Genomic DNA, 23572 nt, shown 5'->3' on the forward strand with positions numbered 1-23572 from the left:
CTTAAAAAAATATATTATACTACAATAATAAAAAAATAATAATTGTTACACCAAAAAATATTAAAGTAGAAATTGAATCTGTTACAGTCGCTAAAATTGGCGCTGACATAACAGCAGGATCTCTTTTTGTCGCTTTTGCAATCATCGGAATTATTGAGCCAAGAATTTTTGAGAAAATAATTACTGTTAAAAGTGAAAATGATGAGGCAAAAGAAATAATTAAAACATAATCGCGGATTGTTAGATTTGAGATTGAATTTTCGGGAATTTGCGAGTTTTTGATCTCGCCTGAAAGGGTAAAATAAATTACTAACCGCAAAAAATTCAGAATCATCAAAACTGTGCCAACAACAGCTCCAACGCCAATTTCTTTTAAAAGAACTTTAGAAAAAAAGTTAGAACGATTAATTTCTTTTAGTGAAATTGAGCGGACAATTGTTGTTGCTGATTGGGAGCCAGCATTTCCGGCTGATCCAGAAATTACCGGGATCATTGAGACAATTGTGGTAATAAAAGATGAAAGCCCAATTGATTTAATTGCATCATTTTCGGTAATTGCATCTGTGAATTTTTGAATAATAAATTGGGATAAAGTTGAGCCAAACATTAAAATTATTAGTCAAAAAACACGGGATTTAACAATTTGAATTATTGTGGTTTTAAGATAAGAATCCTCAACTTCTTGTGGTAAAATTCCGGCTAATTTATAAATATCACTTGTTGCTTCTTCTTTAACAATGTCAATAATATCATCACTTGTAACCATCCCAATTAATCTTTGGGCAGTATTTACAACCGGTAAAACCGAAAAATCATTTTTAGCAAAAACTTCAGCGGCATCTTCTTTTTTGTCAGTTGTTACTAAAAAAGGAACTTGAAACACTATTTTTTCAATATTTAAATTAGGATCAGAAAAAACTATATCCTCAAGTGTGGTCGCACCGATAATTTTTTTTTGCGAATCAACAACATAGTAATAATGCACAAGTTCAGAAATATCTTTATATTTACGGATTTTTTCAAGCGCTTGGGCACAAGTTAATTGATTTGAAAGATAAACAATATCAACCGACATAAAAGAGCCGATTTGATTTGAATTATATTGTAAAAGTTGGTTAACTCGTTTTCTTGTATCTGGATCAATATTGCGCAAAATTCGTTTGGCAACATTATCAGGAACTTCATCTAAAAGCTCGGCAATTTCATCAGCATAAAGTTCATCAAGAAGTTGATTCATCATCTCGTTTGGCAAACTGATGACTAATTCTGATTGAATTTCTGGCGAAAAAAAGGTAAAAATTTCACCGGCAGTGACAGTATCTAGCATTCTAAAAAATAAAAGACGCTGAAATTGACTAAATTTAGATACTTCTTCAGCTACTTCTGAAAGTGGTTTTTGGTTTGTGTATTGACGGACTTGATTAATTTTTTTATTGTTTACTAAATCAATTAACAAAGAACTTTTTGGTTCAAAATTTTGCATTAAATATTATTTTTTAGCAGTATTTGTTTGACTTGAATTTAGTTCTTTTGTTAAAACTTCAGTAAAAGTTTCAAGATTTGTAACCTTAAAAAAATTTGCATCACGAACAATCACAACCTCACCACTTTGCTCTGAAACAACAACCGTTATTGAATCAGAAACCTCAGAAATACCTAATGCAGCCCGGTGTCGGGCGCCATATCGGTCTTCAAGTGTTGATTCGGAAACCGAAAAATATGTCGAAGCATACAAAATTCGGTCATCAACAATAATAACTGCCCCATCATGCAATGGCGAACTTTTTTGAAAAATAGCGATTAAAAGCGAGGAATTTATTAAAGAATCAATTTTTACCCCGTCAGTACGGAGACTATCAAGAAGAATGTTACGCTGCAAAGTGATAATTGCCCCGACTTTATTTTTTGACAAATATTTAACTGCAAAATAAAGTTCATAAACTATTTTTCTTTGTGTAGATATGCCTAAATCAACAAAACTACGACTAACCTTGTTTTTATGCAATGTTTTTATATGATTGTAAATAAAAAAGACTGCAAAAAAAAGACCTAGAACTAGGGTTAATGCTGAAATTATCAAAATTACAATATCTAAGTTCATGACATCCCCTTTTTTACTTTATTTAAAATATTATATATTAATTTGTTATTTTTGACAAACAATTATTTTTAATTATTTTTTTAAGGTTTTACTTTTTAAAATAATACAAACTCCTTTTTTCCTAAAAATTTTTTAAGAAAAAAGGAGTTTATAAAAAAGTTAAAACAAAATAAAGATTTTAAATAATACCAGCGCCGTATAAAATAAACATAATCACAACAACAATAATTACAGCAATCAAAGCAAAAACGATAAATCATAAAACATAAGAAGGGAGACCTCAAATTGTTGACTTTTCAGTTGCAACGATAATTATTTCTTCATCTTCATCCACGCTTGAAGTTGAAGCGGCAATTACTCGAGTAGCCTCGTCAACACTTAAATCGCCAAGACCAACAGAAACTCCGCCAGATTGGACATTATAACCACCAAAGCCACGTTTTGTGTTAAATAATTCATCATCAACGATTGAATTGTGATCACTACGGTTGAGATCTAGGAAAGCTTGATAGACAATTCCGCGGAATAATGGGATAATTGCTGGAAATTTATTCAGTTCAAAAGTCCCAATTTGTGGATAATAAGGGTGAATTTTGACTCAAGAATAATCAAGAACTGGCTCAACTATTTGCGGGATCTCGACTATTTGCGGAATTTCAACTATTTCAACCTGTGGGGGTTCAACTATTTCAATTTTAGGAATATCAACTATTTCAACAATTTTTTCATGAACAATTGGGCGACCATGTTTTAAGACTGAAAGTGGATCGACGTGATTGAAACTATCAGGGTGATTTCAGAAATTAATTACTTTTAATAAATAGTCAATTGAAATTCCTTTTTTGGCAAAAAGGTATTTACATGCTGGACAATTTTTGGCCTCAAGTAAAAAAGCGCGATACTTTTGACAAAAACGGCAAGAATAAACATGTAAACAAGAGGCACAATTTTGATTAAAAAGTGAGTCTGAATGGGACAAATTATATCTTAAAAGTGCTCGTGATTCATAATAAGGATAAAATGAAAGTTCAGCAATTTTTTTCTCAAGATCAATATTTTTCTTTTTAAGGATTGCCTGACATGCTGGACATTTGCGCGCTTCACGATAAAAAGCAGCTAATTTTCGGCACTTAGGGCAGAAGAAATTATGATTGCAAGCTGGACAAGGCGAATTATAAGTTTGCTGTCAAATTAGTGAGGCTAAATTTTGGAGATCATTTGTTCTAAGTTCATTTAATTTTTTCTCAAGGTCAAAGTTTTGGGCTTTAAATTTAGCAAGGCAGGCTGGACAATTTTTGGCTTCAAGTAAATAAGTTGCATATCTTTGGCATCACTGGCAAGATGCATTATGAAAACAAGCTTTACATTTAATATTATTTGCTAAATTATTATAATATGAATTACTTCGGAGTAAATTTATTTTAGCATCAAGGTCAAAATTTTGTTCCTTAAATTTAGCAAGGCAAGCTGGACAATTTTTGGCCTCAAGTAAATAGGTGCGATATTTTTGACACCAAGGACAAGTTGCATTGTGGTTGCAAGCTTTACAATTTACAGTTGATTTTAATGAAGCTAAATGACTAAAATATGAATTATCACGAAGTAAATTTAACTTAGCATCAATGTCAAAATTTTGTTGCTTAAATTTAGCAAGGCAAGCTGGACAATTTTTGGCCTCAAGTAAATAGGTACGGTATTTTTGACACCAAGGACAAGTTGCATTATGGTTGCAAGCAACACAATTGCTAAAATAAGGGTTTTTTAATAAATAAGAGGGATAACTAGGATGTGCAAGTTCACGAATTTTTTGGCTAATATTAATATTTTTAGCTTCAAAAATCGCCTTACATCTAGGACAATTTTGAGCCTCATTTAAATAAGTGCGATATCTTTGGCACCAAGAACAAAGAGCATTATGAACACAAGTTTTGCAAATTTTTGGCTCTTTTTTGGAAAAGCTAAGACCTGTTTGGACAGGAAGTCTTAATTGGGCGAGTTTTTCAAGATAGTTAAAATTTTTTTTCTTAAATAAATCAAGACAAGCTGGACAATTTTGAGCTTCAATTAAATAAGTGCGATATCTTTGGCACCAAGAGCAACTTTTATTATGTCCACAAGACTGACAAGAATAAGATGAGTCTGAATTTTCAAGAGAAAAGTCGCAATATTCTGAATGAATTTGGTGATTTTCTTCTTGATCAAAATTATTGCTTGTTTTTGTAGATAAATTAATTTGATCTTCGGACTGATGATCAGAGTGATTATCTTTTTCTAACAGCTCATCTTCAAATTCATGGCGACTAACTTTTTCAACTAATGCTTGACTTACTGAATCAACTTTTTCAAGCAATTTATTGTCAAATTCATCAGAAATATCTTGATTAAAAACTAAATTTGGCGAAATTTTAGGTAAATTTTGCTCATCTTCATCTGATGGATCCAGGTCATCTTTTTGGTCTTGGTCTTGGTCAAATTCTTCTAAAGTTTCAGAATCTTCTTCTAAATTAGATTCATGACTATCTTGTGCTGAAATTTCTGAGTTTTCTAAATTATCTAAAGAAGAATTTTTGTCATCTTTTTGGTCTAAGTCATCTGTTGATTCAACAATTTCAAGCTCAACTAAATGACAAGGACATTCACTATTAAGCTCTTCAAGATGATTTTCATTGTCACAAACTGGACACTCAATTGGATGATCAGTGTTGTTTTGTTTTAATGCATAGAGAATTTCTTCAATAGTTTTCTCATTTTCAGTAATTAAAATTTCAGTTTTTGGTTTTTCTTTGTTTGTTTTAGGTTTTGAACTTTGTAAATCAAAATGTTGCGATTCATCCAAAGTTAAATTTTTAGGTTGGCTAGTTTTTTGATTTGGCTGAGTTGATTCATTTAGGTTGAAATTCGGGTCATCAGCCAAAATTTTAGCTATAAATTGTTCTTTTTTTTCTTGACTAAGTGACCTAAAATTAATCGCTAAAGGAAAGGAAATTACAGATCCAAATTTCTTATTACGTAAAACTCAAAGTCGAACTGGTGTTTTAAGACTTTCAATTTTTAGAAAAACATCAACTAGAGAGTTAAAAAGACCGACGGTTTCCTTTGCGAATTTTAGCCTATAATAACAGTCTTTTTCATTGTGAAACTCATCACAAATCTCTGTGAGATAAAATCTTAAAGTTTTGGTTTTGTTCATTTTTCTAGCGACTTCTTTTTGATCTTTATATTTAAAGTAATGTAAATTATAGAGTAAAATTTGTAGTTATACTAATAAAAAATAAATTTTGCTTTTGAACAAACGCAAAATCTATTTCAATTTTAACATAAAACGAATAAATTCTAATGTTATTTTCACAAATTTTTCTGTTTTTACATTTTAGTTTTGATTTTTTGCATTTTTAAAAATTATACTATAATTTTAAAGCATATTTTAAATTTTTTACATATTATTTTTTGCAATTTTTTTCATTTAACAAAAAAAATTGCAAAAATAGAAATTAAAAGGCTTATAAGACAAAAAAAGCTATAAATTCATAGCACAAAATTTATTTTTAGTTTTTTTAGATATATTAATTTATTAGTTTATCCCGAGTTTCACAGTTTGATGAGATAATCTTTAAAAAGTCTCCGGTTTTGCCACTTTTTTAACTTTTTTGGCAAACTCAGGAAAAATAACTATCAAAGCAAAAACACTGAATTTTAAATCTAACCACCGTAAAAGTAAAATCTACTTATCAATCAAATAAACTAAACTAAAAAAGCTAAAATTTTAGCTTAAAAGCAAAATTATAAAATATTTAAACTACTTTTTTAGCTTAAAACACTTACAAAAATCAATTTATGACAAAATAACACAAATCATAAAAAAATGCAACTACTATTTAAACTCAATGTAAATAGAAAACTCGTTTTTATTTAAATTGAGCCTAAAAAAATATATGAAGTTTTGAAAGAACAATAACTAAAAGCCCTAAATTTATATAGATTTCTAAACGGTTAAATTTAAGGCATTCCATCATATTTAAAAATATAATGGAAAATTTGCGCTATCTGAGCACATTAGACAAAAAACATAACTAATTCCTCCTTAATTCAATATCAAAATTTATTAATTTATTCTTAAGTGAAACTAATTATAACAGATTTTTTTCTCAGGCCAAGCATTTTTTTTTTTTTTTTTACGGGAATATTAAATAAAACCTTAAAGTGCTTATAAGAAAAAAAGCTATAAATTCATAAGACAAAAATTTATTTCTAGTTTTTTTAGATATATTAATTTATTAGTTTATAATTCTAAGCGTAACATTAATTTTTTTAAAGGAAAATAATAAAGAATGATACCAACCTATAAAACTAAAAAATTTATTGATGAAATTAAATTTTTTAATAAAAAAGTTCTTTTACGTGTTGATTTTAATGTTCCAATTCTTGAAGGGAAAATTACTTCAACAAAAAGAATTACTGCGAGTTTAAAAACCATTGAGAAAATTGTTACTGAAGGTGGTAAACTTATAATTTTATCACACCTTGGTAGGGTTAAAACGCCCGAAGATTTGAAGAAAAAGTCACTACGAATTGTCGCCGAAGAGTTAGCTAAAATTTCACAAAGAGAAGTGAAATTTGTTGCTCAAAACCGTGGCAAAGAAGTTGAAGAAGCAATTGATCAACTTGAAAACGGACAAATTTTAGTGCTTGAAAATACAAGATTTCAAGATCTTGAAAACAAAGCTGAATCAAAAAATGATCCAGAACTTGGAAAATACTGAGCTTCATTAGGTGATGTTTTTATAAATGACGCCTTTGGAACACTCCACCGTGCTCATGCATCTAATGTCGGAATTGCAACTTACATCAAAGAATCAGCAATCGGTTATCTTGTAAAAGAAGAGCTTGATGCACTTTCAAAAATTATTTTTAAGCCACAAAAGCCTTTTTATGCAATTATTGGTGGGGCAAAAATTTCTGATAAAATCGGGATAATTTCAACCCTACTTGAAAAAGCTGACAAAGTTTTAATTGGTGGAGGAATGGGTTATACATTCAAAAAAGCCCTTGGACTCAAAATTGGAAAGTCAATTGTTGAAGAGGACAAAATTGATTTAGCTCTAAGTTTAATTAATAAGTACTCTGATAAATTAATTTTACCGCTTGATGCTGCTTTGTCTGATAAATTTGAAGATGTAACCCCAATTTATAACGAAAAAAATCCACTTGAAATTCCGGATGACCTTGAAGGTCTAGATATTGGTCCAATGACTATAAAATTATTTGAATCACATTTAAAAGATGCAAAAACTATTTTGTGAAATGGAACTCTTGGTGTTGCTGAGTTTTCTAATTTTGCCACCGGAACTCGTGAAATTGCAAAAGCAATCGGAAAACTTGAAAATTGCTATAGCGTAATTGGCGGTGGTGATTCAGTTGCAGCAATTGAATCTGAAAAATTAGGCGATGCTTTTAGTCATATTTCAACTGGTGGTGGTGCTTCAATTAGTTTTATTGAAAAAGGCGATCTAATCGGTCTAGGCCCAATTCAGGAAAAAGCCTAAGAATTTATAGTATTTTTTTAATTATCACACTTAACAAGTCCTGTTTTTTAAGTCCAAAAAACAGGACTTGTTCATTTTTTATTTTATAAGTAAAGTAGATTAATTTTTATGAAAAGTGTATTTTTTGACGAAAAAATTGTTGAATCACTAACTAAAACTGAAAAAATTATTATTAAATTGGCACAGGAAAATCCACAATTTTTCTATCAATCCAATCTAAAATCATTAGCAAATAAAACCCAATCCTCAATAACGCTCATTTCAAATTTAGCAAAAAAATTAAGCTTTTCGAGCTTTAAAGAAATGCAGTTTCATGTTTATTATTTATTCCTTAATTCAGCGCAAATTTCAAATAAAGTAAAAAATCAGCAAAAAACTGATAAAAACAAGCTAATTATCGAACAACTTTATAAATATTATCATAATTCGTTAGTTCAAACATTAGAGCTTGTTGACCTTGAAAAAATCCAAGATTTTGCCCGTAAAATTATCGAGAGCAAAAAAATTTTTATCTACGGGGCTGGTTCTTCTTCAATCGGGGCGAGCGAACTAGCGATTAATTTGCAAAAATTAGGGCTAAATTCAGTTAGTTTTCGTGATTTTCATAATTTTTTATTAGTTAGCGTTCAATCTCAAGCCTTAAAAATTTTGTTTTCAAAATCTTGTAAAACTAAAGAAATTAATTTTGTTCTTAAAAAGTTTATTGAAAATAACGACAATTTCATTGTAATAACAGCAAAAAAACAAATCGATATACCCAATAAAAATTTAATTTTTTACCAAACGCTCGAGCAAAAAAACCGTTTTATTTCGATCTCATCGAAAATAAATCAACAATTTATTTCTGATGTTATTTTTTTCAGTGTTGCTAATTTAATTTCTGAGCAATATGAAGAAAACTACAAGAAAAACCTTGAAATTCTCAAAGAATGAAACGAATAATTGAAAAACATTCATAAAAAACTTCAAATTTGTAAAAATTTTTTTATTTTTCTTTTATTTTTAACTAAATAATCCATTATTTAAGTATATAAAATAAAAGAAAGGAAGGTTTTTATGAGTATTTTTTCAAAAGATTTTATTTTTTTAGACCAAGATCTTAATTCAAAAGAAGAAGTTTTTGAATTTTTTGCTCAAAAAGCAGTCAGTCTTGGAATTGGAACTGAAAAAAATAAAATCTTTGACGATCTTTTGGCTCGTGAAAATGAAATTTCTACCGGACTTGAGTCAAATTTTGCAATCCCTCATGCTCAAAGTAGCGCTATTACAAAGCCAGCGCTGCTGTTTTTAAGTCTAAAATCTGGGCTTGATTGACAAAATTTTGATGATTCTAAGGCAAAATTTATTTTCTGTATTTTGCTGCCAAAGTCTGGTTTTGAACAAAATCAAGTTGAAATTCTGGCAAAAGTTGCACGAATTATTCTTAATCCCGAAATTAAAGAAATAATTTTATCTAAAGACGAAAATGTTATTTTTGATAACATTTCAAAGTTTATTTTTGAAAAAGACCAAGTGGAAAATCAAGAGACAAATTCCCAAAAAATTCCCATAAATGCAAAAAAAGTTGTTGGAATCACATCTTGTACTGTTGGAATTGCTCACACTTATTTAGCCGCTGAAAAATTAGAAATGGGACTAAAACAAAATGGTTATATTCCCAAAATTGAAACTCGCGGATCAGTTGGACCTAAAAATGTTTTAACAAAAGAAGATATTGATCAAGCCGAATTTGTTATAGTTGCCAGCGATCTTGAAATTGACAGTTCAATTTTTGACCAAAAAAAGGTCTATTTTACAAGCACTAAAGCCGCAATCCATGAAACTGAAAGTGTAATTCAAAAAGCAAAAAAAGCACCAATTTTGCATAATAAACAAAAAAAACAAACCCAAAATCAAGAAAATCGAACTAGCATTGTTAAACATATTATCACTGGAATTTCCTACATGATTCCTTATGTTGTTTTTGGTGGAATTATGATTGCCCTTTCGTTAGGAATTGGAAAAGCCATTTATGGTAATGCCGAAGCAGCGCCAAAAGGTGATTTTCTATGATGAATGCTCGAAATTGGGGTAATTGCCTTTAGATTAATGATCGGTGTTTTAGGAGGCTACATTGCCTACTCAATTGCCGGACGGGCCGCACTTGCACCAGGATTTATTGTTGCAACTGTCGGTAATTCGGCAGATTTATTCTATGGAATTGGCGGAATTTCTGTTCAAACACCGATGGGATTTATTGGCGCGGTAATTTTTGGAATTCTTGTTGGTTACAGTGTTAAATTCATTAACTCACTAAAAATCCAAAAATCTTTAAGTGCAATTTTACCAATTTTTGTAATTCCAATTGGAGTCAGTTTATTTTGATCTTTAGTCGTAATTTTCTTAATTGGCGCTCCTATTGGTTGAGTGCTTGACAAATTAATCGCTGGATTAAAGCATGTTTTTGAAAACAAAGACGGAATTGGTGTTGGTGTTGCCTTTCTTCTAGGTCTTTTACTTGGCGGAATGGCCGGATTTGACATGGGCGGTCCAGTAAACAAGGTTGCTTTTTTAACTTCAACTGCTCTTGTTTCAACTCAAGTTTATGAACCAATGGGAATGATGGCAGCTGCAATACCAGTTGCACCAATTGGAATGGGAATTACAACCTTAATTTGACGTAGAAAATTTACAAAAGAAGAAAAATCACTCGGACTTTCAGCGATAATAATGGGATTTATTGGAATTTCTGAGGGTGCTATTCCTTTTGCAATCGCTGATCCAAAACGGGTAATTAGCGCTAATGTTATTGGTTCAGCAGTTGCTGGTGGACTTGCTGGAGTTCTTGCAGTTACAAATCAAGCCGGACATGGAGGACCAATTGTTGCAATTCTTGGTGCTGTTGGTTCAATAAAACACGGAATTGGTCTTGGAATTGCCTTTTTCTTCTTGTCAGTTATTGTCGGAAGTTTTACTACCGCACTAATTTATGGACTTTGAAAGGATCGCAATTTTAATATTTTTGCCAATTTAGCACGAAAAAATCACAAAAAAGGAGCTAAATAATGAAAATTAAGAAAATAGATAATAAAAAACTGTTTTATATTGTGATTTTTTTATCTTTAGTTGTCCTTATTTTTGGAATTATCCTTATTAGTTTAAATATTTCGGCACACCAAGAATTTATTAGCACAACAATTGCCAAAAAAGAAGCGCTACCAAGTCAAGGTTTTGTTTATGGCGTATTTTTACTAGTTATGGGAATTTTAGGACTTATTTTATCAGCATTTATCGGAAATGATGTTTTTAACAAAAAATTAGGTCAATCTAACTAAATGAAAAATTATTTTGTTTTTGTTGAACCATACCAAAAAAATACTTTATGAGCTGGGCAAAATTTACAAAATCAGCTAAAATCTAGCCAAAAAATTGGCGAACTTTGACTAATTTCGGCACAAAAACACGGTCTTTCGCGTGTCAGTGGGCAAAATTTGGATGATTTTTTTGCCCAAAACCCACAATTTTTTTGCTTTTATCCACACAAAACTTACCCAAATCTTCATAAAATTATTGATGCTGGCCAAAAACTGAGTCTCCAAGTTCATCCTGATGATAAATTAGCAAAAAAATTGAATTCTTTTGGCAAAGACGAGGCTTGGCTTGTGCTAAACAAAGGCGATGATCCTTTTATAATTGGTGCAAAATCAAACGATTTTGCTGAGCAAATTACAGAAATTAATAACGAAAATATCGACAAACACTGTAATTTTTCTGATCTTGAAAAAAATGATTTTGCCTATATTAGCGCCGGACTTATCCATTCTATTCCTCAAGGCGCCCTTGTTTATGAAATTCAGCAAAATTCAGACTTAACTTTTCGAATTTTTGATTTTGATCGACTTGACACTAATGGACAAAAAAGAGAACTTCATTTTGAACTTGCAAAGGTCGCAATAAAACCAAAATTAAGTCCAAAAATTATTCATGACAACAAAAAAACTCAACAATCACTAGTTAAAAATAAATTTTTTAACCTTGAAAAAGTAAAAATTAGCCAAAAATTTTTACTTTTTCCACAAAACGATGTTTTTTGGTACGAAATTATAATAATTTCTGGTCAAGGAAAAATTAATGATGCTCCTTTTAAACCATTTGATGCCATATTAATATCAGGACAAATTGAAAAACCAATTGAATTCCAAGCAGAAAATGCACTAATTTTAATAAACAGAATAATTTAATTTTCTTTATTTTTCCCGAATTTCCCAGTTTGATGAGATAATCTTAAAGAAGTGTCCAGTTGGACACTTCTTTAACTTTTTTGGCAAAAGTTAATTACCTATTTTAAAACACTGGCAAAAATCAATTTATCGATAAAATAACAAAAATCATAAAAAAATACAACTACTATTTAAACTCAATGCAAATAGAAAACTCATTTTTATTTAAATTGAGTCTAAAAAAATATGTGAAGTTTTGAAAGAACAATAACTAAAAGCCGTAAATTTATAGATTTCTAAACGGTTAAATTTAAGGCATCCCATCATATTTAAAAAATATAATGGATAATTCGCATTTTGTGATTTTTTACGCAAAAAAACATAACTAATTCCCCCTTAATTCAATATCAAAATTTATTAATTATTCTTAAGTGAGATTCATTATAGCATAATTTTATTTTAGACCAAACATTTTTTTTTTTTTTTTTTGCAAAAGGCTAATTTTAAAATAATAAAAATTAAGATTATAGCTCAAAAAACACGGATTTCCAGTATTTTTGCCTATTTATATCCACTAAAAAGTGAATTTTTGCTATCAAACTGACAAACACAGGGTTTAATTTTCCTTATTTTTTCAAAATAAAAACCGCTAAATGCGGTTTTTATTTTGCAAAACTTTGAAATTTTACTCAGTTGCTTGAAAAGTATCTCTACTATTTTCAACATGTTCTGGTTTAAAAACAATTTTTTCTGAACCATCATCTTTTCAGAAAATAAATGTGTAAAATTTACCTTTTTCTAGTTTTTGACCTTGCTCATCTCATCGAAAAACTAAAGGAAATTCAATATTATCACCTTCAATTGCAGTTGTACGAGCGACCTTAACTTTTAAAGGATCAACTAAAGTGTTGTCAGTTAATGATTTTACCTCACTAGCATAGGCGCTTCAGTTTCCTGTAACACCTTTTACCGGTGAGTGATGCAATTGGAAACGGAAAACACCTTGACTATTTAGCCTATTTTCACTTCTTGCAGCTGGAAATAGTAAGGTTCGAATTTTGACATTATCTTTTTTTGGAATATTAAATGGAGCAGCGTGAAAATCAATTGTTTGGTTGGTTTTTCTAGTTGTTGTTTCTTTTTGAGTGTCCATTTTTACGGGTTTATTTTTATCTTCTTGACTAGATTGGGAACCTTTTTTAGTTTCAGGAGCTGTTTGGTTTGTATGTTGGCATGATAAGACAATAAAAACTGGCAGTACAGAAGCTATTGGAAGAAGCCTTAATTTTGTAATTTTCTTTATATTTTTGAACATTTTTTTCCTTTTTTGGTCAGTTTTTTATTTTTTTACTTTGAAAATCAAAGAATTTAAATAAAACAATAATGTTTTATAGACACTTTAACTTAAATTTAAAAATACTATATTATACTATTAATTTTTAAATTATTAATGCTAAAGTGCAAAAAAATTTTATAATTTTGGATTTTAAAAATTTACATGGTATATTTTATTGTAAAATCAAAGGAAAAAGTGCAATAATTACTAATAAATTACTACAAAAATTGATAAAAGTGGTAAAATCAAAACCATAGATAAAAAACTAGCTGTCTGGATTTTTCACTAAATTAGCCACTTTTTAACTATTTTTATTGGAAAATAACTAAAAAGTGGATTAAAAAAGAGTATTTTTATAATAATTCCTTTTAAAATTGAACCCAGGAGTAAAAAATGAAAATAATAAATGATTATTTTAAATTTGAAGACTATAAAATCAAGGCAAAAGAGGAATTTCGGCCTAAATTAGATGAAATTATCAAGAAAAAACATTCAAAAACTCTTGAAAAACTTGCTGGATTACAAAGTATGACAAAAACACTTAATATTGTCTCGGTAATTTCAGTTTTTTTAACTGGGCTTGTTTTTTTTGTTACTATGAATTACCATCTAGGGATTGGCGGCATTATTTTTTTAATTATTCTCGGAATAATTGCAGTTGCTTCTACTTTTTACTTAGGAGTCAAAAAAAGGGAAATTAGGAAAATCACCAATGAAGTTTCAAAAGATGTCCTAGAAGATTTTAAACCAGAAGTTGCTTATAAAGCTGCCTTTTCAATTTTAGATAAAGGAATGGATTATTTAGGTTTTAATGGCCAACCTAGTAACAACATTCAAATTTCAAAAAATGAAATTAGTAATCGTACTCCTGATGAAATCATTGGCTCATCAAAGGCTAAAATTAGTGAAGTTAGACCTCTGAAAGAATTATTAATTGATGAAAAATTCCATGTTAGCTTTACAAATGTCCGCTGGCAATGAAAAGAATGAAGAAAAAATGAAACTGTGACTAGGGAAAGTTTTACTGGAATTTTAAAAATTGATACTTCAATTTTAGGTGAAAAGGCATTTGATTTTAAACTTTTAAAACCAAGCGGCTGATTTTCTCAAAAAGACAAAATCAAACTTGAAAACGAGGAATTTAACAAGGTTTTTAATCCAGAATCAAATGATAGATTTAAAATCAGAAAAATGTATACACCCCTTGCGATGGAACTTTCACTAAAAAGATATTTTGATCGCGAGGGTGTTAAGGTTATGGATGTTACCATCGAATCTTCAGGAAATGCGATCTATTTTACTTACAAATGCGACTGAAATTTTATGTATGTTGATTTTCCAACATCAATAAAAACCCCTGATGACTTTATTAATCACATTTTCAAGGATTTTTTGCTTGACACTTACAGTTTATATTATCTTTTGTGTCTTATTTACGTTACTTTGTATTTGGATTAGTGAAAAACATGATGTTTTTCAAAAAAATATGGTATAATTTGTAATTTAATTAATATTTAAAGGAAAAAAATGTCAAATTTATACAACCCTAAAAATGCTGGAAATATCGAAGGATTTGAGCCTCGAATTGATAATGACTCCAAAAAACCGGTTGTTTCAACAGCGGCTAAAGTTGCATTTTGAACTTTGGGGACTTTATTTTTATTTATTGCTCCAATTTATTACATTTCGCAAAAAAATAATTTTATGCGCCAACAGAATTTAATCAATGAATCAGCAAGTACAATCGAGGTTCAACTTGAGCAACGTAGCGCAACTTTATTGAAATTAGCTGACCAAGTTCGTTCCTATCGTGAATATGAAAAATCAATTTTAAGTGACATTACAAGATTACGAAGCTTAAAATCAAACATAGAAAATGCCCAAGAAATCGAAAATTTAAACAATTCATTATTTGGTAGACTTATTGCCGTAAGTGAAAATTACCCTGAATTGCAAGCATCAAAAATTTATCAAGAATTAATTGAGCAAACCGCCTATTTAGAAAGAGAATTGGCGGCTGCAAGACGACTTTATAATAGTAATGTTAATTCCTTTAACACCGAAATTTTTGTCTTTCCTTCTTCAATTGTTGCATCTTCGATGAATTTAACAACCTACCCAATGTTTAGCACAAGCAACCAAAATCGTCAAGATGTATCATTCAAAGATTTTTAATTTTTTATTAAAAATTAACCACAGCAAAAAACCCCTATAAACAGACATAATTTCTCAATAGATTTACAATTCAAACAATAAAAATTTAAAAAATACACTTTTAGACAAATAATATCCTTTTAAATCTAAGAAATATTTGCTTAAATTAATTCTTCAGATTTTTTGAGATTATTTGTCTTATTTTTTTATTATTAATATAAGTTAGATTAGTCCACTAATTTTGAGTTAGCCAAACTAATAATAAACCGTATTTTAAAAGTCTAAAAAACTTTGACTTTATAAGCGAAAAATAAAAAAGCCTTGTAATTTATAGCACTTTTTAGCTATTTTTATTGCAAAATAACTAAAAAACAGAGAAAAAAGAGTATTTTTATATAATTCCTTTTAAAATTGCCAAGGAGTAAAAATGAAAATAATAAGCGATTATTTTAAATTTGAAGACTATAAAAACAGGGCAAAAGAGGAATTTCTTCCTAAATTAGATGAAATTATCAAGAAAAAACATTCAAACACTCTTGAAAAGCTTGCTGGATTACAAAGTGTGGCAAAAACACTTAATATTGTCTTGTCAATTTCATCCGTTTTAACTACGATTGCTATTATTGTTCATCTCACTTACCATAAAAATTTTACTGGCGTCATTTTAGTAGCTATTCCCGGAATAATTACAATTGCTTCTACTTCTTACTTACGAGTCAAAAAAAAGCAAATTAGGTTAATTAACGATGAAATTTCAAAAGACCTCGTAGATAGTTTTAAGCCAGAAGTTGCTTACAAAGCTGCCTTTTCAATTTTAGATAAAGGAATGGATTATTTAGGTTTTAATGACCAAATTAGCAACAACGTTCTAATTTCAAGAAATGAAATTAGCGATCTTACTCCTGTTGAAATCATTGGCTCATCAAAGGCTTGAATTAGTGAAGTTAGGCCTCTGAAGGAATTATTAATTGATGAAAAATTCCATGTTAGTTTTACAAATGTCCACTGACAATGAGAAGAAAGAAAAAACAAAGAAACTGTGACAAGAGAAAGTTTTACTGGAATTTTAAAAATTGATACTTCAATTTTGGGTGAAAAGGCATTTGATTTTAAGCTTCTAAAACCAAGGGGTTGATTTTCTCAAAAAGACAAAATCAAACTTGAAAACGAAGAATTTAACCAGATTTTTAATCCAGAATCAAATGACAGATTGAAAATCAGAAAAATGTATACACCTCTTGCAATGGAACTTTCACTAAAAAGATATTTTGACCGTGATGGCGTTAAAGTTTTGGATGTTACCATTGAGTCCTCGGGAAATGCGGTCTATTTTACTTACAAATGTGACTGAAATTTTATGTATGTTGATTTTCCAACATACATAAAAACCCCTGATGACTTTATTAATCACATTTTTAACGATTTTTTGCTTGACACTTACAGTTTGTATTATCTTTTGTCTCTTATTTACGCTACTTTGTATTTGGATTAGTTAAAAACATAATATTTTCAAAAAAGCTTGTAATTTATAGGATTTTTTTAGCTATTTTTATTGAAAAATAATTAAAAAGTGAAAAAAAAAGTATTTTTATAATAATTCCTTTTAAAATTGACCAAGGAGTAAAAATGAAAATAATAAGTGATTATTTTAAATTTGAAGACTATAAAAACAAGGCAAAAGAGGAATTTCTTCCCAAATTAGATGAAATTATCAAGAAAAAAAATTCAAGCTCACTTCAAAAAATTGCTGTATTGCAAAAAGAGTCAAAAAAACTTATCATTATTTTTTCAATTTCATTATTTTTAACTTTTATTATTGTTCTTGCTATTTCCTTGGCCGAAGCATATATTCACTTAATTTTTGCAATTATTCCGGGAATACTTACTTTTTTTTCTACTTTTCACCTTTGAAAGAAAAAAAGTGAAATTTGGTCAATCACAAATGAAATTTCAAGAGACGTTCTAGTTAATTTTAGACCAGAAGATGCTTATAAAACTGCCTTTTCAATTTTAGATAAAGGAATGGATTATTTAGGTTTTAATGACCAACCAAGCAACAAATTTCAAATTTCAGAAAACGAAATTATAAATTTTACTCCTGCAGGAACCAAAGGCTCATCAGATGCTTGAATTAGCGGAGTTAGACCTTTAAAAAAATTATTCATTGATAAAAAATTCCATGTTTCATTTACAAATGTCCACTGAGAATGAGAAGAAGAAATAGAAGACGAAGAAGGAGAAGTTAAAACTGTGATAAGAAACAGTTATACTGGATTTTTAAAAATTAATACTTCAATTTTAGGCGAAAAGACATTTAATTTTAAACTTTTAAATGCAGGCGGATGAGCTTTTCAAGGAGACAAAGTCAAACTTGAAAATAAATTATTTAACAAGGTTTTTAGACCAGCATCAAATGATCAATTGAAAATTAGAAAAATGTATACACCTCTTGCAATGGAGCTTTCACTAAAAAGATATTTTGACCGTAATGGTGTTAAACTTTCTGATATTTCCATTCAATCTTTTCAAAATTCTATCTATTTTACTTACAGTTGTAACTGAAATTTTATGTATCTTGATTTTCCAACATCAATAAAAAACCCTGATCATTTTATTAATCGCATTTTCAACGATTTTTTGACTGACACTTACAGTTTGTATTATCTTTTGTCTCTTATTTACGCTACTTTGTATTTGGAGTAGTTAAAAACATAATATTCTCAAAAAACCTTGTAATTTATAGAATTTTTTCGATTTTTTTAATTGATTTTTAATTGAAAATATCATTAAAAAATCAATTAAAAAGACTAAACAGACAAATTTTTTCCGCTTTTCTAGTCAGGTCTATACTTACCAAATTTTGAAAAAATACATTAAAAAGCAAAATTATAAAATATCTAAACACTGGCAAAAATCAATTTATGGATAAAATAACAAAAATCATAAAAAAAACTACTATTTAAACTCAATGTAAATAGAAAACTCGTTTTTATTAAATTGAGCCTAAAAAAACATATGAAGTTTTGAAAGAACAATAATTAAAAGCCATAAATTTGTAGATTTCTAAACGGTCAAATTTAAGGCATTCCACCATATTTAAAAATATAATGGATAATTCGCACTGTTTGATTTTATTATGACAAAAAACATAATTAATTCCCCCTTAATTCTAAAATCCAAATTTATTAATTATTCTTAAGTGAGATTCATTATAGCATAATTTAATTTTAAACCAAGTTTTTTTTTTTTTTTGAAAAGGTTAATTTTAAAATAATAAAAATTAAGATTTTAGACTAAAAAACCCGGATTTACAGGTATTTTTGCATATTTGTATTCACCAAAAAGTGAATTTTTGCCATCAAACTGGGAAACTCAAGAAAAAAACTTTAACTTTATAAGCAAAAAGTAAAAAACCTTCTAATTTATAGCATTTTTGCATTTTTTTTAATTGATTTTTAATTTAAAATATCATTAAAAAATCAATTAAAAAGACTAGACAGACAAATTTTTTTCCGCTTTTCTAGTCAGTTTATATTCAACCAAATTTTCTAAAAAAACACTTAAAAAGCATATAAATTGCTAAATTTGTTTTTATAGCGTTTTTTGCTGTTTTAAATTTAACATACTTTATATTTTTAAATTTAATCGCTTTTTAAAATGCAATTTTATGGTACAATTGCTATTATTTCAAGTTTAGGAGGCGGTAAAATGATTAATGTTAATGAATTTCGACCTGGAATCACCTTTGAATTTGAAGGTGAAATTTTTGTCGTAATTTCAGCTCAACATTCAAAACAAGGTCGCGGACAAGCAAACGTAAAAGCAAAAGTTAAAAATCTTCGCTCAGGATCTACCACTATCAAAACATTTTCAGGTGGTGAAAGAGTTCAAAAAGCTCGTATTGACAAAATTACAATGGTTTTTCTATATAACGAAGGTCAAAATAGTGTTCTGATGGATGATTCAACTTATGAGCAAATTAGTATTGATAATGAAAAAATAGCCTGAGAACTCAATTTTTTATTTGAAGGTGTTAAGGTAAAATTGCGTAAATTTAATGATGAAATTTTAGATATTGAACTTCCACCAAAAATTGAATTAAAAGTTGCCTCAACATTTGATGCCGTAAAAGGTAACACAACAACAAATCCAACAAAAAGAGCAACATTAGAAACTGGTTTTGAAATTGATGTTCCTTTATTTATTAAAGAAGACGAAATTATAGTTGTCTCAACTGAAGAAGGAAAATATGTTTCAAGAGGAGGACAATAAAATGATTAAAGACACTAAAATAACTAACGCAGCAGAATTGGAAACAAAAGAAAAAGTTAAGAAATTCAACAAAAAGTTTAAACATCTTGAAGAATTAAGTGTAAATTCTTTAAGAATTCACAGTAACGAAGCAATAAATAAGGCAAATTCTGGTCACCCTGGTGTTGCAATTAGTGCTTCAAAAATGGTTTATGCACTTTTTCGTGATCATATAAATTTTGACATTAATGATCCAAACTGAATTAATCGCGACCGTTTTGTTTTGTCGGCAGGTCATGCATCTTCGCTTTATTATTCACTTTTATATAGTTTAGGCTTACTAAAAAAAGAAGATCTTGAGAATTTTCGGCAAAAAAATTCAAAAACACCTGGGCATCCAGAATACGGTCACACTGTTGGAATTGAGGCAACAACCGGTCCGCTTGGTCAAGGAATTGCAATGGCCGTTGGAATTGCCCTTGCTCAGTCACATTTAAATGCAAAATTCAAAGAAATTAACCACTACACATATGTAATTTGCGGGGACGGCGACCTTCAGGAGGGAATTTCCTACGAGTCACTTTCACTAGCGGGACATTTAAAACTTAAAAATTTCATTGTTTTGTATGACTCAAATGATATTCAACTTGACTCACCAGTAAGCGTTGTTTTTAGCGAAAATATGAAACAACGAATTGAATCTCAAGGTTTATTTTACCAATTGGTTCCAAAAGATGATGTAAAATTGATCTCCAAAGCAATTTCTAAGGCAAAAGCTTCCCGAAGACCAAGTTTTATTGAAATCAAAACTGTTATTGGTCAAGGTTCAACTAAACAAAACACTACCGAAGTTCACGGTGCTCCGCTAGGAAATGACATTGTTAATTTAAAGAAAAATCTTAAATGAAAATACAAAGAAGATTTTTATCTTGACCCAGAAATTAGCAGTCATTGGCAAAAAACACTTGTAAAAAGAACTCAGGCTAAAAAAGAAGCCTTTAAAATTTCGCCAGAACTTGAAGAATTTTTACAAAAAGGTCAAAATATTAATTTGGAAATTGATTTAGAGCTTCCTAAAAACCAGGCAACCCGTGCAACATCAGCATTAGTTCTTGATTATATTTCCAAAAATGTTCCTTATTGAATCGGTGGATCAGCTGATTTATCAGTTTCAACAAAAGCAAAAGGTTCAGATGGTTATTTTAGTGACCAAAATTATCAAGGTCGAAACTTAATGTTTGGTGTTCGTGAATTTGCAATGAGTGCAATTGCAAACGGAATTGCCCTTCACTCAGTTTTACGTCCTTTTGTTTCAACATTTTTTGTCTTTGCTGACTATTTAAAGCCTGCTTTAAGACTCTCATCATTAATGAAATTGCCAGTAACTTATATTTTTACTCACGACTCCTTGATGGTTGGCGAAGATGGACCAACTCACCAGCCAATTGAACAACTTGCTATGCTTAGATCAGTTCCTAATTTTGCTGTCTATCGTCCTGGTGATGAAAATGAACTAAAAGGAGCTTACGAGCTTGCTCTTGAAAGCAAAGATAAACCTTGTGCAATAATTTTAACTCGCCAAAATATCAAATCATTTGCCGAATCAAAAGATAATTTCAAATTTGGAGCCTACTTAGCACAAAAAAGCAAATCCAAATGAGCAATTATTGCCACCGGTAGTGAGTTAGGACTGGCAAAAGAAGTCACTCAAGAGTTAGACCTAAATTTAATATCCTTATCAAATTGACAAAACACACCAATTTGAGATCCAAATTTTGCAATTTCGCTTGAATTAGCTTCTACTTTTGGTTGAAAAGCACATGCAAAATACAATTTTGGTCATGATACCTTTGGAATGTCAGCCCCAGCAGAAGACATTCTTGATGAAATTGGCTTTCGAAGCAAAGATCTTGTTGAAAAAATTAAAAAAATTATTGCCTAATTTTTTTAATTAGCATATTAATTTACCAGCAATCTTGTTTTCTTTGAATTTTTAAAAAAATTCTAATAAAAAATAGAAAACTAGTTTTTTAGACTTAAAAAACAATCTTAACTAACAATTTAATAAGAAAAACAAACCTGATGGTAAAAAAATTGCATTATCTGCAATAGATTTTTACAAATAGTTATCTCTTTAGGTTAATTAATAAAATGAACTTTTGGTCAAGAGCTGAAAAATTTCTAAATCTTAAAATACCAAAAAAATTTTCAATGATCCCGATTTTATCTAATCTTGTGTATTTTTGACTTTTTTATTATTTAGTTTTTCGGTTGAACCCCAACAAGCAGAAAAGACATTATTTTTTTCTTGTTTTACTTTACTTAATAAGCTACCCGTTTCCTTTTTTTGTGCTTGTTTTAGCACTAAGTTTAACTGATAATGGTTATTTCTTAAGATCTTTTTATTTGAAAATTTTCAACAAGTATTTTTTAGCGCATTTGTTTGAAATAATTACTTACTTAATTTTTTATTTTCCATATTCATATGTTTGTAGTTTTTTGCAAAAAATATTCCATTTTTATTTAACAAAAAAAGTCAAACAAAAATTAGGTCAACTGAATCCAGAAAATAAATTCGATTTTTTAACTAACTTTGATTATGATAAATATTATAAATTTGCATGTAAAAGAGAGCTTTATGATCGCTATTTTGAACATCAAAATTGATATAAACCTGATCAAAATGTTGAAAATATTATTAAGTCAATAAAGAATTATAGCTGATGAAGCCAAGGCTATGTAGCTAGATATTATTGTCATATAATCTTGCAAATTTTTTTGTTTAATTCCGAAAGTTCAGAATTAAAAATCAATCAAAAAAACTGAAAATATTTTTTAATAATCTATTTTATTTTTACAACACTACATTTCATATTTTCATGAGCCTCTATATGAATGTTTTTTGGATATACTCTTTGAAGCAAGTCAAATACTGAGGATCTTTATAAAGGACTTTTTGAAAGTGATGTTGTTTTTGTTATAGCATTAGCGTTTCCTGCGATAGGTTATAGTCTTATTCCTAGACTTTTTTATTATCCAAAGACGTGAGTAACATATTGACTATTTGAAAGTTAAAAATTACTTTAATTGAATTTTAAGCTACTTAAAAAAGGCAAATTATAAGTAAAACAATATAGTTTTTAGACTTTTTATATAAATTAGTGCTACATTATTTAAGGAAATTTAAAATGAACTTTTGGTTAAGAGCTGAAAAATTTCTAAATCTTAAAATACCAAAAAAATTTTCAATAATCCCGATTTTATCTAATCTTGTGTATTTTTGACTTTTTTATTATTTAGTCTTTCGGATGAACCCTAACAAGAAAAGAAGACATTATTTTTTTCTTGTTTTACTTTACTTAATAAGCTACCCGTTTCCTTTTTTTGTAATTGTTTCATTACTGAGTTTGAGTCATAATGGTGATTTTTTAAGATTTTTTTATTTGAAAATTTTTAATAAGTATTTTTTAATGCATTTGTTTGAAATAGTTACTTACTTAATTTTCTATTTCCCTTATTCATATGTTTGTAGTTTTTTACAAAAATATTCAGTTTTTATTTAACAAAAAAAGTAAAACAAAAATTAGGTGGGCTAAATCTAAAAAATAAATTCGATTTTTTAACTAACTTTGATTATGATAAATATTATAAATTTGCGTGTCAAAGAAAACTTTATAATCATTATGTTGAACGGCAAAATTGATATAATCCTGATCAAAATGTTGAAAATATTATTAAGTCAATACACTTATCACTGACAACATGGCTATGTAGCGAGATATTATTCTCATATAATCTTGCAAATTTTTTTGTTTAATTCCGAAAGTTCAGAATTAAAAATCAATCAAAAAAACTGAAAATATTTTTTAATAATCTATTTTATTTTTACAACACTACATTTCATATTTTCATGATACTCTATATGACTATTTTGGGGATATTTTCTTTGAAGCAAGCCAAATACTGAGGATCTTTATAAAGAACTTTT

The 23572-nt window shown here is 28.8% G+C and carries 16 protein-coding genes; 12 read left to right on the forward strand and 4 right to left on the reverse strand.

Features of this window, described 5'->3' with window-relative positions; genetic code table 4:
* Nucleotides 1-19: 19 nt before the first annotated feature.
* From mgtE to KW512_RS00295, 3 genes are all read right to left on the reverse strand, one after another.
* Complete coding sequence (gene mgtE / locus KW512_RS00285) at nucleotides 20-1483, reverse strand: magnesium transporter (protein WP_258841532.1); 1464 nt, start codon at nucleotides 1481-1483, stop codon at nucleotides 20-22.
* 6 nt (nucleotides 1484-1489) lie between these two features.
* Nucleotides 1490-2101, reverse strand: coding sequence for a diadenylate cyclase (locus KW512_RS00290; protein ID WP_258841533.1), 612 nt, complete (start codon nucleotides 2099-2101; stop codon nucleotides 1490-1492).
* A gap of 178 nt (nucleotides 2102-2279) precedes the next feature.
* Nucleotides 2280-5291, reverse strand: a complete 3012-nt coding sequence (locus KW512_RS00295; protein WP_258841534.1) for an IMCp domain-containing protein — start codon at nucleotides 5289-5291, stop codon at nucleotides 2280-2282.
* Nucleotides 5292-6429: 1138 nt separating this feature from the next.
* Between KW512_RS00295 and KW512_RS00300 the strand changes: the two genes are divergently transcribed.
* The 5 genes from KW512_RS00300 to KW512_RS00320 all read left to right on the forward strand — a co-directional run bounded on the left by KW512_RS00300 (nucleotide 6430) and on the right by KW512_RS00320 (nucleotide 11864).
* Nucleotides 6430-7644, forward strand: a complete 1215-nt coding sequence (locus KW512_RS00300) for a phosphoglycerate kinase (RefSeq protein ID WP_258841535.1) — start codon at nucleotides 6430-6432, stop codon at nucleotides 7642-7644.
* A 108-nt stretch (nucleotides 7645-7752) separates the two neighbouring features.
* Nucleotides 7753-8586, forward strand: a complete 834-nt coding sequence (locus KW512_RS00305) for a MurR/RpiR family transcriptional regulator (RefSeq protein WP_258841536.1) — start codon at nucleotides 7753-7755, stop codon at nucleotides 8584-8586.
* A gap of 114 nt (nucleotides 8587-8700) precedes the next feature.
* The gene (locus KW512_RS00310; RefSeq protein ID WP_258841537.1) at nucleotides 8701-10689 is read left to right on the forward strand and encodes a fructose-specific PTS transporter subunit EIIC; all 1989 of its coding nucleotides are present in this window, start codon (nucleotides 8701-8703) and stop codon (nucleotides 10687-10689) included.
* Nucleotides 10689-10958 carry a hypothetical protein gene (locus tag KW512_RS00315; protein WP_258841538.1) on the forward strand — a complete coding sequence of 90 codons (270 nt, stop codon included), beginning with the start codon at nucleotides 10689-10691 and terminating at the stop codon, nucleotides 10956-10958. The genes KW512_RS00310 and KW512_RS00315 overlap by 1 nt, the downstream gene beginning before the upstream one ends.
* On the forward strand, nucleotides 10959-11864 hold the full coding sequence (locus tag KW512_RS00320; protein ID WP_258841539.1) for a type I phosphomannose isomerase catalytic subunit: 906 nt from the start codon (nucleotides 10959-10961) through the stop codon (nucleotides 11862-11864).
* A 664-nt stretch (nucleotides 11865-12528) separates the two neighbouring features.
* Here the strand turns inward: KW512_RS00320 and KW512_RS00325 are convergent.
* Nucleotides 12529-13158 (reverse strand): hypothetical protein, encoded by a 630-nt coding sequence (locus KW512_RS00325; RefSeq protein WP_258841540.1) that lies wholly within the window; start codon nucleotides 13156-13158, stop codon nucleotides 12529-12531.
* Between the two features lie 414 nt (nucleotides 13159-13572).
* On the opposite strand from KW512_RS00325, the gene KW512_RS00330 reads away from it, so the two are divergent.
* The 7 genes from KW512_RS00330 to KW512_RS00360 all read left to right on the forward strand — a co-directional run bounded on the left by KW512_RS00330 (nucleotide 13573) and on the right by KW512_RS00360 (nucleotide 22659).
* Entirely contained in the window at nucleotides 13573-14637 is a 1065-nt protein-coding gene (locus KW512_RS00330) for a DUF3137 domain-containing protein (protein ID WP_258841541.1), read from the forward strand.
* A gap of 69 nt (nucleotides 14638-14706) precedes the next feature.
* The gene (locus KW512_RS00335) at nucleotides 14707-15354 is read left to right on the forward strand and encodes a LemA family protein (RefSeq protein WP_258841542.1); all 648 of its coding nucleotides are present in this window, start codon (nucleotides 14707-14709) and stop codon (nucleotides 15352-15354) included.
* 406 nt (nucleotides 15355-15760) lie between these two features.
* Entirely contained in the window at nucleotides 15761-16825 is a 1065-nt protein-coding gene (locus KW512_RS00340) for a DUF3137 domain-containing protein (protein WP_258841543.1), read from the forward strand.
* Between the two features lie 134 nt (nucleotides 16826-16959).
* Nucleotides 16960-18036, forward strand: coding sequence for a DUF3137 domain-containing protein (locus tag KW512_RS00345; RefSeq protein ID WP_258841544.1), 1077 nt, complete (start codon nucleotides 16960-16962; stop codon nucleotides 18034-18036).
* Between the two features lie 1005 nt (nucleotides 18037-19041).
* Nucleotides 19042-19605 carry an elongation factor P gene (gene efp / locus KW512_RS00350; RefSeq protein WP_258841545.1) on the forward strand — a complete coding sequence of 188 codons (564 nt, stop codon included), beginning with the start codon at nucleotides 19042-19044 and terminating at the stop codon, nucleotides 19603-19605.
* 1 nt (nucleotide 19606) lies between these two features.
* The gene (locus tag KW512_RS00355; protein ID WP_258841546.1) at nucleotides 19607-21526 is read left to right on the forward strand and encodes a transketolase; all 1920 of its coding nucleotides are present in this window, start codon (nucleotides 19607-19609) and stop codon (nucleotides 21524-21526) included.
* A 557-nt stretch (nucleotides 21527-22083) separates the two neighbouring features.
* Nucleotides 22084-22659: a hypothetical protein gene (locus KW512_RS00360; protein WP_258841547.1), complete on the forward strand. Its 576-nt coding sequence runs from the start codon at nucleotides 22084-22086 to the stop codon at nucleotides 22657-22659.
* The last annotated feature ends 913 nt before the right edge of the window (nucleotides 22660-23572 follow it).

The sequence above is a fragment of the Mesomycoplasma ovipneumoniae genome (genome assembly GCF_024758565.1).
GTDB lineage: Bacteria > Bacillota_I > Bacilli_A > Mycoplasmatales > Metamycoplasmataceae > Mesomycoplasma > Mesomycoplasma ovipneumoniae_B.